This is a genomic window from Deinococcus humi (assembly GCF_014201875.1).
Classification (GTDB): Bacteria; Deinococcota; Deinococci; order Deinococcales; family Deinococcaceae; genus Deinococcus; species Deinococcus humi.
The window spans coordinates 116798-131018 of record NZ_JACHFL010000015.1 but is presented as its reverse complement, the minus strand read 5'-3'; the positions used below and the strand labels follow the sequence as shown (position 1 = coordinate 131018).

16 protein-coding genes and 1 tRNA gene are annotated in these 14221 nt (G+C 64.3%); 9 read left to right on the top strand and 8 right to left on the bottom strand.

Annotated elements, in window-relative coordinates; genetic code table 11:
* Window positions 1-5: 5 nt before the first annotated feature.
* A tRNA-Gly gene (locus tag HNQ08_RS20920) sits at window positions 6-81 on the top strand.
* Between the two features lie 37 nt (window positions 82-118).
* On the opposite strand, the gene HNQ08_RS20915 is transcribed toward HNQ08_RS20920, so the two are convergent.
* Window positions 119-925 carry a polyphosphate kinase 2 family protein gene (locus HNQ08_RS20915; protein ID WP_184136477.1) on the bottom strand — a complete coding sequence of 269 codons (807 nt, stop codon included), beginning with the start codon at window positions 923-925 and terminating at the stop codon, window positions 119-121.
* A 130-nt stretch (window positions 926-1055) separates the two neighbouring features.
* Between HNQ08_RS20915 and HNQ08_RS20910 the strand changes: the two genes are divergently transcribed.
* From HNQ08_RS20910 to HNQ08_RS20885, 6 genes are all read left to right on the top strand, one after another.
* Complete coding sequence (locus HNQ08_RS20910) at window positions 1056-2915, top strand: site-specific DNA-methyltransferase (protein ID WP_184136475.1); 1860 nt, start codon at window positions 1056-1058, stop codon at window positions 2913-2915.
* The gene (locus tag HNQ08_RS20905) at window positions 2906-3514 is read left to right on the top strand and encodes a hypothetical protein (RefSeq protein WP_184136473.1); all 609 of its coding nucleotides are present in this window, start codon (window positions 2906-2908) and stop codon (window positions 3512-3514) included. The genes HNQ08_RS20910 and HNQ08_RS20905 overlap by 10 nt, the downstream gene beginning before the upstream one ends.
* A 59-nt stretch (window positions 3515-3573) precedes the next feature.
* Window positions 3574-3981, top strand: a complete 408-nt coding sequence (locus HNQ08_RS20900; protein WP_184136471.1) for an NUDIX domain-containing protein — start codon at window positions 3574-3576, stop codon at window positions 3979-3981.
* Window positions 3978-4694 carry a bifunctional dihydropteridine reductase/dihydrofolate reductase TmpR gene (gene tmpR / locus HNQ08_RS20895; protein WP_229790208.1) on the top strand — a complete coding sequence of 239 codons (717 nt, stop codon included), beginning with the start codon at window positions 3978-3980 and terminating at the stop codon, window positions 4692-4694. Before HNQ08_RS20900 ends, tmpR begins: the two co-directional genes overlap by 4 nt.
* Before the next feature lie 344 nt (window positions 4695-5038).
* Window positions 5039-6631, top strand: coding sequence for a S8 family peptidase (locus HNQ08_RS20890; RefSeq protein ID WP_184136467.1), 1593 nt, complete (start codon window positions 5039-5041; stop codon window positions 6629-6631).
* A gap of 247 nt (window positions 6632-6878) precedes the next feature.
* Window positions 6879-7739: a manganese ABC transporter substrate-binding protein MntC gene (locus HNQ08_RS20885; protein ID WP_184136465.1), complete on the top strand. Its 861-nt coding sequence runs from the start codon at window positions 6879-6881 to the stop codon at window positions 7737-7739.
* A gap of 12 nt (window positions 7740-7751) precedes the next feature.
* Here HNQ08_RS20885 and HNQ08_RS20880 read toward each other — a convergent pair whose 3' ends face one another.
* The 4 genes from HNQ08_RS20880 to HNQ08_RS20865 form a co-directional block, all read right to left on the bottom strand.
* On the bottom strand, window positions 7752-7940 hold the full coding sequence (locus HNQ08_RS20880) for a hypothetical protein (RefSeq protein ID WP_184136463.1): 189 nt from the start codon (window positions 7938-7940) through the stop codon (window positions 7752-7754).
* 132 nt (window positions 7941-8072) lie between these two features.
* A complete protein-coding gene (gene trhA / locus HNQ08_RS20875) occupies window positions 8073-8729 on the bottom strand; it encodes a PAQR family membrane homeostasis protein TrhA (RefSeq protein WP_184136461.1) in 657 nt (218 codons plus the stop codon).
* Window positions 8730-8809: 80 nt separating this feature from the next.
* On the bottom strand, window positions 8810-9679 hold the full coding sequence (locus tag HNQ08_RS20870; protein ID WP_229790209.1) for an HpcH/HpaI aldolase/citrate lyase family protein: 870 nt from the start codon (window positions 9677-9679) through the stop codon (window positions 8810-8812).
* The gene (locus tag HNQ08_RS20865) at window positions 9676-10722 is read right to left on the bottom strand and encodes an NAD(P)/FAD-dependent oxidoreductase (RefSeq protein WP_184136459.1); all 1047 of its coding nucleotides are present in this window, start codon (window positions 10720-10722) and stop codon (window positions 9676-9678) included. Before HNQ08_RS20865 ends, HNQ08_RS20870 begins: the two co-directional genes overlap by 4 nt.
* Before the next feature lie 129 nt (window positions 10723-10851).
* On the opposite strand from HNQ08_RS20865, the gene paaI reads away from it, so the two are divergent.
* On the top strand, window positions 10852-11226 hold the full coding sequence (gene paaI, locus HNQ08_RS20860) for a hydroxyphenylacetyl-CoA thioesterase PaaI (protein WP_184136457.1): 375 nt from the start codon (window positions 10852-10854) through the stop codon (window positions 11224-11226).
* Between the two features lie 123 nt (window positions 11227-11349).
* On the opposite strand, the gene HNQ08_RS20855 is transcribed toward paaI, so the two are convergent.
* Both HNQ08_RS20855 and HNQ08_RS20850 read right to left on the bottom strand, forming a co-directional pair.
* A complete protein-coding gene (locus HNQ08_RS20855) occupies window positions 11350-12165 on the bottom strand; it encodes an AfsR/SARP family transcriptional regulator (protein WP_229790210.1) in 816 nt (271 codons plus the stop codon).
* 163 nt (window positions 12166-12328) lie between these two features.
* Window positions 12329-12598 (bottom strand): GlsB/YeaQ/YmgE family stress response membrane protein, encoded by a 270-nt coding sequence (locus HNQ08_RS20850; protein WP_184136452.1) that lies wholly within the window; start codon window positions 12596-12598, stop codon window positions 12329-12331.
* 422 nt (window positions 12599-13020) lie between these two features.
* Here HNQ08_RS20850 and thrB point away from each other — a divergent pair, with 422 nt between their 5' ends.
* Complete coding sequence (gene thrB, locus HNQ08_RS20845) at window positions 13021-13932, top strand: homoserine kinase (RefSeq protein WP_184136450.1); 912 nt, start codon at window positions 13021-13023, stop codon at window positions 13930-13932.
* A 12-nt stretch (window positions 13933-13944) separates the two neighbouring features.
* Here thrB and HNQ08_RS20840 read toward each other — a convergent pair whose 3' ends face one another.
* On the bottom strand, window positions 13945-14154 hold the full coding sequence (locus HNQ08_RS20840; RefSeq protein ID WP_184136449.1) for a hypothetical protein: 210 nt from the start codon (window positions 14152-14154) through the stop codon (window positions 13945-13947).
* Window positions 14155-14221: the final 67 nt, after the last annotated feature.

Here is a 14221-nt window from a genome sequence, read left to right as displayed (position 1 = left end):
GTTTCGCGGGAGTAGCTCAGCTGGTAGAGCACTACCTTGCCAAGGTAGATGTCGCGAGTTCGAATCTCGTCTCCCGCTCCATATATGCCCCCTCCGCCCGGAGGGGGCTTTTTTGGTCCTACTTGATTTTGATTTCTGCCGGATTCAGATCGGTTTCCGGGAACTGCGGATTCATGTCTTTCAAGGTGTCCAGAATGATCTGGCTGATCAGCAGGTTGCGAAACCACTTGTGATCGGCGGGAATCACGTACCAGGGTGCTGCCTCCGTGCTGGTGGTCAGGGCGTCTTGGTAGGCGCTGGTGTATTCATCCCACAGTGCGCGCTCTTCCAGATCGCCAGCGTTGAACTTCCACAGTTTGTCAGGATGGTCCAGGCGGTCTTGCAGGCGCTCCTCCTGCTCCTCTTTGCTGATGTGCAGGTAGAACTTGAGGACGCGCGTGCCCGAGTCGGTGAGTAAGCTCTCGAAATTTCGGATGTGTTCCAGGCGCTGCTGAGCAGTCTGGTGGTCAATCAAGTTATGTACGCGCGTGACCAGCACATCCTCGTAGTGGCTGCGGTTGAAGACGGCCACCATGCCCTTTCTGGGAGTCTGGGTATGAATGCGCCACAGGAAATCGTGGGCAAGCTCCTCCTCAGAGGGCACCTTGAAGTTGGAGATCCGGACCCCGTTGGGATTGAACGCCCCTATGACATGCTTGACCGTACCGTCCTTGCCGCCTGCATCGCGCGCCTGCAGGACAATCAACAGAGCCTGTTTGTTTTCGGCGTACAGGCGCTCCTGCCATTCGGCCAGCTCGTCCGCCAGCAGCGTGGCTGTGACCTTGCCTACCTCCTTGTCCATGCTGCCCTTTTCGTCGGTCTTCCAGCTTTTCAGGCTGACCGCCTTACCAGCCTTCACGCGGTAGTCTTCGGTTTTAAGGTTCATGGCCGTGAGGCTAGCACCTCTTTTGTGCCCAGGCCGATGGCGCGCCTGCTCTAGCGTTGATCTATGCTGAAGCTACCGTGCGCACTCCGTCCAAACGTTCAGCCTTTCTCCAGACCCCTCAGGTCTGGCCTTGACCGACTCCCGCTATAGCCATCTGGACCGGGACGCCCTGATTGAACTGCTGGAACAGCGGGACGCCGAGCGGAAGTTCGGGCTGGTCTGGGAACGTGAGGAATCGGGCGCGGCGCAACGGGCTGTCCCCAGGCTTGATCTCGTCGATGAGCTGAGCGTCGGCGACGCCCCCCACCGTCATCTGATCATCGAGGGTGACAATCTGGACGCCCTGCAGTTTCTGCAGCTGACCCACCGGGGCCGGATCAAATGCATCTATATTGATCCCCCCTACAACACCGGGGGCCAAGAGTTGGCCTACCATGACCGCTATCATGGCAAGGACGATGCCTATCGCCATTCGGCCTGGCTGGAGTTTATGGCCCAGCGCCTGGACTTGGCGCGGGAGTTGCTAACGCCGGACGGCGTGCTTTTCGTGTCGATTGACGATTACGAGGTCGCCCGCCTGACCCTGCTGCTAGACCAGGTCTTTCCGGGAGGCAAGGTGGGCACTTTCGTGTGGCGACGGCGTTCGGGCAGCAACGACGTGCCACCCAGCTTTCTTAGCGTTGACCACGAATACGTGCTGTGCTATGCGCATCCCGGCTTCTCGTTCGCGGGGCTGGACAAAGATCTGTCGGGCTACCGGGACCACGATCCAGGCAATCCCGAGCCGTGGAAGCGCGGTGACCTGTCCAAATCGCATGATTACCGCGCGCGTCCGAACGGCTTCTATCCCATTTACAACCCGCAGGAGGACCTGTGGTACGCCCCCAATCCCAAGCGGGTCTGGGCGTTTGCCTCCGAGGGGCTGGTGAAGAAGGGACAGAAGCTGCGGCGCGAGACCATGGAGCAACTGATTCGCGAGGGGCGGGTTGTCTTTCCGAAAAAGGACCGCACCGCCCTGTATGGCACGCTGGAGGAATTGCGTGCGGCCATCACGGCGGGCCACGCTCCGCATTTTCTTCAGCTGGGACTGTACGACACCCCTGAGGAGGAGACGGCCTACCTGTCCCAGTATGTCGGGCGGAGGCTGGGTTACGGCACGCCCGGCTATAAGCGCTTCCGCTCGGAAATCCGGCGGCCCAGCAAGCCGATTTCAAGCTGGATTGTCGGTCTGAAAGAGGAAGACGGCGCGGAGGACCGGACGGTGCTGCACAGCGGCCTGAATGCCGAGGGCACAGCCCTCCTTGGACAGATGCTCCAGACCGCGGGCGTGGGCTTCAGCTATCCCAAACCGCTGTCGCTGATCCAGACGCTGATCGCGCAGGCGACGGGTCCGGACGACACCGTCCTGGATTTCTTCGCGGGCAGCGGCACCACCGCGCACGCCGTGCTGGCGCTCAATGCCGAGCAACCCGGCTCCAACCGTCGATTTCTCCTGGTGTCCTCTACCGAGGCCACAGCCCAGGAGCCGCAGAAGAATCTGTGCCAGTCGGTCACGCGCGAGCGGGTGGGCCGGGCAATCGAAGGCTATTCCTACCGCACGCGCTCCGGCCCGGTCGAGGTGCCGGGTCTGGGGGGAGAATTTGCCTACCTGCGCGCGGCCCGTGGTCCAGCAGGGGAGGGGGAGAGGGTCCACGAGCAGCTCTGGTTCGCCCTGCAATTGCGGGAGCTGCAGGCGCTGCATGAATATCAGAGAGCCTACGCCATTCAACAGCACTGGGGCGAGGACCGGGTGTTGGTGTATCTGACCGAGAGCAGCCGTGAAGTCCTGGCAGAGGTCACCCGGCTTGTGGGCCAGGCGGGGCGGCCCGTGACCGTCTATACCTGGCAAGTGCTGGCCGTGGAAACCGCCATCACGCTGGAGGGAGTCACGGTCTGTGCGGTCCCATCCGAACTTCAGGAGGCTTTTGGGGCCGTCTGTCCGTGTCCCTAACTGCGGCGGATGCCATCCCCCTGCGCGAGCTGGTCTCCGAGGAAATGGTCCAGACGGCGGCCGCCACCTGTGCATACCTGCTGCCGCATGTGCGGGACCGGGCAGACCTGCATGGCCGCGATCCGCTGGAGAAGTATCACAACCTGCTGATGGGTGAGATCGCCGAACTGGCCGTCATCGCGTACCTGACGAACCAGGGAAAAACTGCCGTGTCTGCTGTGGACAAGGCGGCAAGGACACCCGATCTGGGCCACGATGTCGTCGTTCGTCGCAGGGACGGCACGGCGGCCAAATGTTCGGTGAAGTCCTCGCTGTCCTACCACCACGACATCGCGGCGATTCCAGGGCAGTTCAGGCCAGCTTTCAACCACCGCGAGCCGCGCGACATTAATGTCCAAGTGTATTACCACTACAACCTGCGCCTCGAACCGCGGACCACGGTCGCGGCCTCCGCGCACGCCTACATCATCGGCTGGGCCTCGGAAAAGAAATTGCTGGCGTCGGAGTTTGCCTCCTACAACGGCGAGCGGCGGCGGGTGGCCGACCTGAAGCTGGCCGACCTTTCGCCCATGGCCGACCTGCTGCCCCTGCTGTCCTAAAGGCTTGCCCGTGGCCGTCCACACACCCTGGCTTTGCCTTTCGACGTAGCCTGGGCCGCATGAACAGGCCAGTGGTATGCGTGGGGGCGCTGGTGCGCGACGGGACCGGACGCGTGTTGCTGGCCCGGACGACCAAGTGGCGCGGACTGTGGGGCGTGCCGGGCGGCAAGGTGGACTGGGGAGAAACCCTGCTCGAAGCCGTGGCCCGCGAATTCCGCGAGGAGACCGGGCTGGTCCTGCGCGATATCGAGTACGCCCAGACGCAGGAGGCGGTTCTTTCGCCGGAGTTCCACAAGCCCAGCCACATGCTGCTCTTCGATTACTTTGCCCGCACAGAAAGCACCGAGGTCAGGCCCAACGAGGAAATCGAGGAATGGGCCTGGGTCACGCTGGAGGAAGCCGCTGCTTACCCGCTGAACACCTACACGCGCACGCTGGTGGCGCTGGCCGGGCAGGAACAAGCGTGAAGGGCACCGCACTGGTGACCGGCTCGGCCCACGGTATCGGGCGGGCGCTGGCCGTGGCGCTGGCCCGCGAAGGCTACGGCGTCGCCGTGCATTACCGGGGCAGCGCGGAGCAGGCCGAAGAAACCGCGCAATTGTGCGAGGAGGTGGGGGTTCAGGCGGTGACCTTGCAGGCCGATCTGAGCGACGCCGCGCCGGCCCGCGAACTGGTGCGGCGGGCGCACGTCGCCTTTGCCGGATCACCGCTGGCGGTGCTGGTCAACAACGTGGGCAACTACGTCAACAGGCCGCTGCTGGAGACCACCGACGCCGAGTGGACAGAGATGCTGGGCAGCAACCTGACCTCGACCTTCGCCACCTGCCAGGAGGCCGCGCCGCTGATGTGCTCGGCGGGCTTCGGGCGCATTGTCAATCTAGGCTACGCGGGCGCCCATCACCTGACGGCGCGGCCCGGCATCGTGCCGTACGTCATCGCCAAGACTGGCGTGTTGCAACTGTCCCGCTCGCTGGCCTCGGTCCTGGCGGGCAGCGGGGTCAGCGTCAATGTGGTCAGCCCCGGCGTGATTGAGACCAGCGTGTCTCAGCCCCTGCGCGAGATTCCGGCGGGACGAGCAGGCACGGTGGCCGAACTGGTGGATGCCGCGCTGTATTTCGTGCGCGCCAGCGACTACGTGACCGGACAGGAGCTGGAAGTGGCCGGAGGATGGAATCTGTAGACCCTTGGCAGGGTACCTTCTTCGATCTGTCTCGAGGCTCATTCACCGCAGACGAGCTGGACCGATAACGATGCAGGTCAAGATTGAATTGAAGAATATGCAGAATCTTTGAATAAATTTGCACAGAACGATGATCCACATTGAGAATAAATGAAGTTTTCGATTGGTCTGGCCGTTTGAGCCAGCGTCGGGTATTTCATACCGTCGGTCAACTTGTGCCCCTATCATTCCTCCAATTTCCAATTGATGGCTCGGAGCTGACGTGGACCCTTCCAGGGTGACTTGGAACGGTACCTGTTGTCTTTCTTCTGCCGTGGGTCTGGAAAGTTTTCTGGAGGTTTCGCATGAATGGACGTACCACTGTTGGCCTGCTGTTCCTGACCCTCACCCTCTCGGCTTGTGGGAACCAGAAGAGTGCGCCGGAGGGCGCCGCCGCTCCAGACGCACCGCCCGCTGCCACGAACGTGAGCCTGGGTGCCGACACCGATTCCGGGCGCAGCCGCACCCAGGCTCCGCTGCTGGGCACGGGCAACCCAGAGGCCATCGAGGGGCAGTACATCGTGGTCCTCAGCCAGGGGGCGGGCCGAGTCACAGCCCAGGCACTGGAAAGCCAGAGCGCAGGCGGGTTGATTCGCGGCCTGGGGTTGGACCCGCAGGGCGTCAGCATCCAGAACATCTATTCGCAGGCCCTCAATGGATTTTCCGCACGCCTGAGTGCCCAGAACCTCAGCCGGTTGCAGGCCAATCCGGCGGTGAAATACATCGAGCAGGACGGCGTGATGCATGCCACCGCCACCCAGAGTGGGGCCACCTGGGGTCTGGACCGTATTGACCAGCGCAATCTGCCGCTGGACGGCAACTACACCTATGCCACCACCGCCAGCGGTGTCAAGGCGTACATCATTGACACCGGTATCAATACCTCGCACACCAACTTCGGGGGCCGGGCGGTGTGGGGCACCAACACCACAGGGGACGGCACCAACAGCGATTGCCAGGGCCACGGCACGCACGTTGCCGGAACCGTGGGCAGCAACACCTGGGGCGTCGCCAAAGGCGTGCAACTGGTGGCAGTCAAGGTGCTCGACTGCAGCGGCAGCGGCTCGAATTCCGGCGTCATCGCGGGCGTGAACTGGGCGCTGAACAACAAGTCCGGCCCCGCCGTGGCAAACATGAGCCTGGGCGGCGGTTTCAGTCAGGCGGTCAACGACGCCGTAAACAACGCGGCGGCCCGCAACCTGGTGATGGTGGTGGCGGGCGGCAACGAGAACCAGAACGCCTGCAACGTGTCCCCAGCCAGCGCCGCCAGCGCCATCACGGTGGGGGCCACCACCCGCACCGATGCGCGGGCCAGCTACAGCAATTACGGCTCCTGCCTGGACCTGTTCGCGCCGGGCAGCGACATCACCAGCACCTGGATCGGCAGCACCACGGCCACCAACACCATCAGCGGCACCAGCATGGCGACGCCGCATGTGGTGGGCGCGGTGGCCCTGATTCTGGCGGGGAACGCGGGGGCCAGCACCGACAGCGTCACCAGCACGCTGCTGGGCAGCACCACGGCCAGTAAGGTCAGCGGCGCAGGGACCGGCAGCCCCAACAGGCTGCTGTACACCGGCGCAGCAGGCAGCACCACGCCACCGCCGACCGGCGGAACCACCACCTACACAGGTTCGGTGAGCAGCGGCAGAAGCGTGTACAGCAGTAACTTTAGCTACGGGGGTGGCAGCATCCGCGGTGTGCTGAGCGGTCCCAGCGGCACCGACTTTGATCTGTACCTGCAAAAGCAGAGTGGGACAAGCTGGGTGGACGTGGCTTCCAGCGAAGGGTCGAGCAGCAACGAGACCGTGACCTACAGTGCCGGCAGCGGCACCTATCGCTGGGAGATCTACGCGTATCAGGGCAGTGGCAGTTTCACCCTGACAGAAACGAAGTAAAGAGCAGGGAAAACGGATGGCGGGAAGCTCAGTTCAAGGGCTTCCCGCCTTGCCTGGATTCCGTTTGTTTCGTGTCCACATCGAGACGGTTCTGATCAGTCCAGGATCCGTTTTTCTCTCATTCCGTTTGGATTTCCAGGCGTCTCCAACCCTTCCCACTAGACGCTCTAGTTCAGTGACAGGAGCAGGATCGCTGCATCAAGCCTATCCCCTTGCACCAATACTGATAATGAATTATCATTCTCGAATGTTCAAGTTCTCTGTTCTGCCCCTCCTGCTGCTGGTTGGGGTGACCCATGCGGCGCCCGTGCAGGTCAGCGCCACCACTTCGATAGTGGCGGACCTCGTGAAAAATGTTGGTGGAACGCGAGTGACTGTAAATACCGTTGTGCCCGTGGGCACGGATGCCCACACGTTTCAGCCCTCAACTGGCGTGATCCGCAGCCTGTCGAAAAGCCGGGTGCTGTTTGCCAACGGCGCGGGTCTGGAGCCGTGGCTGCCCCAGCTGCAGAAATCCGCTCCAAGAGTTCCCGTCAGGGCGCTGACGGCGGGCCTGAAGCTGTTGGAGGCGGACGGCGGCACTGACCCACACGCGTGGTGGGACCTGAAACTGGCGGCAGGCTATGTCAAGAACGCGCAGAATGCCCTAACGGCGCTCGACCCGTCCGGCAGGGCCGTCTACGCCGCCAATGCGGCCACCTATCTCAGGAAACTGAGCGAGGCCGACGCTTATGCCAGAAAGCAATTTGCCGCCCTGCCCGCCAGCAAACGCCAGATCGTGAGCAATCACGACGCCCTGAACTACTTCGCGGCCCGCTACGGCCTGAAGATTGTGGGCGCGGTCATTCCCGGTCTCAGCACCGAGCGTGAGCCGAGCGCACGCGAACTGGCGGCCCTGATTTCGGCGGTGAAGACCAGCGGCGCGAAGGTCATCTTTACCGAGAACACGGTCAACACCCGGCTGGCCGAGGCGCTCGCGAAGGAGACAGGTGCCAGGATCGCCCCGCCGCTGTATACCGATGCACTGGGACCGCAGGATAGCGCAGGCGCGACATTCCTGGGAGCCTTCCGTTTTGATGTGGACACCATGGTCAAAGCGCTGCGGTAGGGTGCCGCGTCTTTACCCCTCCGAATTTTCGGTGGTGTCCTGGGCGTCCGGATGGGGCCGTTCTTCCGGCTCCTCCGTATCAGTGACATTGCCGAGCAGAACGCTGGCGAAGCTGCGCTGTTCCGTGTCCTCAGGTCTTGTCGGGTGTTCCTCATCATGAATGCCGACCAGGGGGGATGTGTCCTTGGTTCTGTCGCTCATGCTGCATTGTTGGGCCTGCGGTCTGGTGACGGGTCCGAAGGGGATCAAGGCGTCTTCAGATCCGCCCTCTAGGTCTAGCTGGATACCACGGGGACCGCGCACAGCCCGCTTTGATGCCGGGCAGATGTTCGTTCAGCGCAGGCTGAACATCATCGCCACATGTGCCCCGGTGCCGCCCAGCACGAACAGGTGCCAGACCTCGTGAAAGCCCCAGTGCCGCCAGAAACCCTTCTCTCGCGCCTTGATCAGTTTGGTGCCATAAACCAGCGCGCCCAGCGTATACAACACGCCTCCCGCTGCCAGCCAGAAGATCGCTGCGGGGGGCAGGTTGTGAATCAGTTGCGGTAGGAAGATCACCGCCAGCCAGCCCATGCCCACGTACAGCAGCGTGCTGACCCAGCGTGGCAGACGCATGGTGATCAGCTTCAGAGCGATGCCGGTCAGTGCAATTCCCCACACCACCCACAGCACCACGCTCTGCCACACACCATGCAGGCCAAAGTAGGCGATAGGGGTGTAACTGCCCGCAATAAGCAGGAAGATGCCCGCGTGGTCCAGCTTGCGCAGCCACAACATGCTGCGCTCGTTGCGGCCAAACGAGTGGTAACTGGCGCTGGCCGAATACAGCGCCACCATGCTCACGCCAAACACCACGAAGGGCCACAGCGCCAGCCCGCGCGAGTGCGCCCACCACAGCAGCGGCCCCAGCACGATCAGCGCCGCCAGTGCACCGGCCCAGTGGGTCAGGGCGTTGACGGGTTCACGCGGGGCGAGCAGGAGGCGCTTCATGACGGCAGCCTACGCCTCCTACTGGCGGGCGTGGTGGCCGGGGACGCAGTTGAGCGGTATCTGAACAGTGCCTGAACTGGTCAGTCGTTGCCCTCCGGTCTATCAATGACCGTTTGCTGGCGGGCCGCCCACAGGGCCAGCACCTCCTGCGCCTCGTCGGCGTGCATTCCCTCGACAAGGGAGCCGCCGAAGGTCACGACGCTCCGGCCAGCGGCGCGGCCCTCCTCCCAGGCCGTCAGCAGGGCGCGGGCCTGCTGCGCCTGCTCCTCGGTCACGCCGAAAGCGGTGTTGGCAGCCTCAATCTGGTCCGGGTGGATCACTGTCTTGCCAGCGAAGCCCAGCGCGCGGCCCTGTTCGCATTCCTGGACGAAGCCTGCCGGGTCGCGCACGTCGTTGAACACGGCGTCCAGCGGTACCTTGCCGTGGGCGCGGGCGGCCAGCACCACTGCCGACAGGGCATGCAGCAGCGGTATCCGGGCCGGGTGCGGGCGTGTCCGCAGGGCGCGGGCCAGGTCGTTGGCGCCCACCAGCAGGCCCGCCACCCCCGGTACGGCGGCGATGGCGGGGGCGTTCAGCACGCCACGCGGGGTTTCGATCATGGCCCACAGCGGGCGGCCTAGAGACAACTCGAGGGCGGCGCGGTCATCCTCCACCTTGGGTAGCACCAGACCGCACGCGCCCGACAGCAGCGCCATCTCGCGGTCCTCGTGTTCCCATACGGTGCCCAGGCCGTTAACCCTCACCAGGACGGGGACGCGCCAGCCGCCGGCCAGCAATGCCGCGCGGACGTTCGTGCGGGCCTGGGCCTTGTGTTCGGGGGCAACGGCGTCTTCCAGATCCAGGATCACGGCGTCGGCAGCCAGCGCCCGGGCCTTCTCAATGGCGCGTGGCTTGTCGCCGGGAACATACAGCACCGAGCGGAGAGGGCCAGCGCCAGGGAGGCCCATCATTCGCCGCCCATCCGTGTTGCCAGCGCCCAGCCGCTCAGCAGGGCGGCCTCCACGCGTGGGCCGTGCTCGTCAGGCGTGAAGCCGTCGCCGCACAGGCCCAGGCCAAGCTGCGCGTCCCACCGGCAGGGGCCAGAAACGCGGCGTTCTGGGGTGGCGTAGCGCCAGCGGTGGGCGAAGGCGTGGTTGACCTTGACCTGCTCTCCCAGCACGTCTGCCACCGATGACAGCAGTTCGGGCAGCAGCTCGTCCGGACGGCGTTCCAGCCGGGCGCGGGACCACTCCGCCGAGGCCTGGAGCATCAGCGCGGGGGGGTGGCCTGCGGCGCGTTTGGTGTGTTCACGTGCAATCCAGTCCAGCACTGGATGACCCTTGAGGCTCAGGGCAGGCCAGTTGGCCCCGATGTCCTGCTCGAGTACTACGCCCGCCGCCCAGCACGGGGCGTATGCCACGTGGCGCAGCCTCTCGGCAGTGTCCCGCAACTCCTCAAGATCCTCCGTCTCGTCCAGCAGCGGGTCCAGTAGGGCCAGCGCCTGCGGAGCGGGGAGATTCAGCACCAGCCGCTCGGTCTCGCCCACCACGCCGTCACGCGAATGCACGCGCCAGCCACCGGGCAAGCGTTCCAGACTGCTCACTTCCTGTCCGGTCTGCACGTCCAACCCGCGTGCCAGCTCGCGGCCCAGGGTGCTCATCCCGGCGGGTGGGGCGTAGCGGGGGTGGCCGTCCTGAGCCGGGGGCGTGATCTGCCCGTCTTCCCAGGCCGCAAAACCCTGCGCCCAGACGCGGTTCCAACCTGCTGCCACGCCGCTTTCGGCCAGCGCCACGGTGCGGGGATGACGGGCGGTGAAATACCGTGCGCCGTGGTCCAGGCGGGCTTCTGAATATTGGGGTGCCGAGGGTGGGGTCCGGCGGGTGGCCGCGCGGCCCGATACCCCACGCGACTTGTCCAGCACGCGCACGCCCCGGCCCTGGACCTGCAGGTCGTGGGCCAGCGCCAGCCCAGCCAGCCCCGCGCCGACGATCAGCACGTCCGGCTTACCCGGCATGTTCGGCCCCGCCACGCTTGACCGGACGCGCCGCGCCCGACACCAGCAGGAAAGGCAGCAGCGCCAGCAGGAACTTCAAAGGCCTTGTCATGCCGCCCAGGGTAACGCGCCATGCTCTAGCCTGCCCGCATGAATTACGCCGATCTGCTGGGACTGAGCGTGCTGGAAGCCACGCCCGCACGGACCCGCGTCCGCGCCGCCGTCACCGACGCGGGGCTGAATATGCACGGCACCGCACATGGCGGTCTGATCTTCAGTCTGGCCGACGAGGCGTTCGCGGTGATCAGCAACCTGGAGGCGCAGGCGGTGGCAGTGGACACCCACCTGAGTTTCTTTCGCGCCGCAAAAAGTGGGGACGAGCTGGTGGCCGTCGCCACGCCGGAGCGCGTGGGGCGCACCCTGGCCACCTACCGTGTGGAGATCCGGCGCGGTGAGGAGGGCGAGGTGCTGGCTCTGTTCACAGGTACAGTGTCGAGACGCGCGCGGGAAGTTCAGGTGGACTGAGGCTTGGGTGGCTTAGGGCGATGAAACTGAGCCTAACGGACTTGACAATGGCCTCTATCGCCTCGCGAATTCTGTCCTGAACAGCTGGCATGTGTCGCTGAGTGTCGTAGGGAAAAACCGAAATTAGTTTCGGGTCAGCATGTAAGGCCCATGCTCGCAGGGGCGGGCGTCGGCTTTCAGGCGTTCAGCCAGGTCCACCGTATCCTGCATGGGGGTATCGCCCACTTCCTCGGCAAGGTAGTGGCGGTAGCGCCGGTAATGTTCAATGGCGGCGTATTTGTCGCGGGTCATGGTCAGGCAGACCATCAGGCGCTGGTGGTGGTCCTCACCGATCAGTGGATCGGTCTCGGCGGCGCGCACCAGCGAGGCAGCCGCCAGTGGGCATTCACGCGCGGCACAATGCAGCAGCGAGAGGGTCAGGCGGCCCTCGACGACGGCGGAGCGGTGCTGGCTGCGGGCGGCCTCCACCCACTCACCCTGGAGGTGCGGCAGGTACTCGCCGTCTGCGCTGGCGAGGGCCTGACGGAGGAGTTCCTCCTGTTGACGCGGCTCGGTCAGGTCTCTGGAGGCTGCCAGCGCCCTGTGCAGGGCGAACGTGTCGCTGGCGGCCTGGAGATCAGCGTGCAGGGTGTAGCGGCCATGCTCCTCCACCACAGCGTCCGAATGCCCCAGCGTGGAGCGCAGACGGTGCAAGGCGACCCGAAAGCGGTTCGCCGCCGCACGCGTGTCTTCCAGGTCCCACAGCTCGGCCAGGATGTCATGGCGGTACCGGCCTCGCGGATGGGCGTGCAGATACCACAGCAATTCCTCGGCACTGCGGGCGGGCCACACCACGCTCACGCCCTCCACAATCACATCTGCGTTGCCCAGCGAACGCAGCAGGTAGCGCGGCGGCGAAATGGGGGCGAGGTGGGCAGTTCTGTGTTGTTCTTGAGACACGCCTTGCCCCCTTCTGTATCCAGAGTGACACTTTTGAGGATGGCAGGTGTCCCATTCCATTGCCCTATAAACGCTGTTCAGAGTGAGGTTTACTTCAAAAAGTGACTTCATGGGACAAAAAAGCCGGACACCACTGGGATGTCCGGTCATTTGAACAGGAAGCTTAGCGCAGAACTTTAAGGGCCTTGAGAATCGCAATAAGAATGACGCTACCGACCACGCCCCAGATGATGCTCCAGAAGCTGAAGCCGTCGCCCGCTGCATTCGCGCCGCCGATATTGAGCAAACCTGCAAAGATCCACTGGGCCAGCAATGCGCCCACGATCCCGATCAGGATGTTGGCGATGGCACCCTGCTGTGCATTGGTGTTCATGATCATGCTTGCCAGCCAACCGCAAAGCGCACCCACCAGAATAGTAATGATCCAACCCATGTTCGTGACCTCCTGTTTGAATCGTTAGAGTTCCAACGTGAAACGCTCGTTGTGGGTGAAGCATGAAACTGGGGACAGGCGCCAATTGAGGAGAAACTCACTTTCTTAACACTGCGCAAAGGGCAAATAGTGAACCCTTCAATTTCACCGCCCTGATCCTCTCAGAAAGGCGCGCCGCCCTCCTCATTTCTGATTCTGCCTTGACGTTATGGGGGATACACGGAGGGACAAAACGGCGGCGGGCATTTGTCTTACCTCCACGCCTTTCCACTGTGTGTGGGCGACTAGCATGGGCGCATGGACCTGCCCGGCCCCGCGTGGCCCCGTGAACTGTTCTGGAGGCCCTCCTTGGTGCCTGGAATGCCTACCCCTCTCTCTTTCAGCCTGGATGTTCCGCGCCTGCCCCAACGGCGCCGCTCGCCATGACGGCCTTTACCGTACGTGCCCCGGCCAGCAGCGCCAATCTGGGACCCGGCTTCGATAGCCTGGGCCTGAGTGTGCCGCTGTACACGACCCTGCGGATCACGCCGGACGACGTGACGCAGGTGGTACCGCTGGGGCCGGGGCTGGAAGGCACCCCTGCCGATGAGAGCAACTACGTGTATCAGGCCATGCTGCTGGTGGCCAGGCGCACGGGCCTGACCCTGCCGCCTGCCCGCGTGGAGATCACCACTGAGGTGCCGCTGGCCCGTGGCCTGGGCAGCAGCGCTGCCGCCCTGGTGGCCGGGATTGTGGCCGCCAACGAGCTGCTGGGTAGCCCGCTGGACGATCACGCTGTGCTGGACGTGGCCGCTCGTGAGGAGGGTCATCCCGACAACGTCGCACCGGCGCTGTTCGGCGGCATTGTGGTGGCCACGCTGGACAAGCTGGGCACGCATTACGTGCGCCTGGACCCACCTGCGAACCTGGGCGTCACCGTGCTGATTCCTGATTTCGAGCTGAGTACCAGCAAAGCCCGCGCGGTGCTGCCCCGCGAGTACAGCCGGGCAGACGCTGTCCACGCGCTGTCCCATGCCGCGCTGCTGGCCGCCGCGCTCTCACAGGGACGCCTCGATCTGCTGCGGCACGCCATGCAGGACTACATCCACCAGGTCTGGCGTGCCCCGCTGGTGCCGGGTCTGAGCGACATCCTGGACGACGCCTGGCGGCATGGCGCGCTGGGTGCGGCCCTGTCCGGTGCGGGGCCGACGGTGCTGTGCTTCCACGACACCCGCCAGGACACCGCGCCGCTCCACGTCTACTTGAACGGGGTACTGACCAAGAATGGTCTGAGCGGGCAGGTCATCGACTTTCCGATTGACACACAGGGGACGCTGGTCACGCGGGAGAATTGAACGGGCCTTCGCCTATTTCATGCCCTCGTTGCCCGTCTGCTTGATCTGTTCCATCCGGCCCATTGCTTCCAGCCAGTCGTGCTCGTTGATGGCTGTCACGTCCTGACCTTCGTAGCGCTCAGCGAGCACCTCACGCATGGCCTCGGCCTCGTGCAGGCTGGTGGCCTCGCGGCCCATACGGTCCAGAATGGGGTCCAGGCTCATCGTGCGGCTGATTTGCATACCCGCACGCTAGCGGGGCTGGGGCCGGAGGCGCGTGAGGACGGGGCGGGAGGTTCTTTAGAACGGC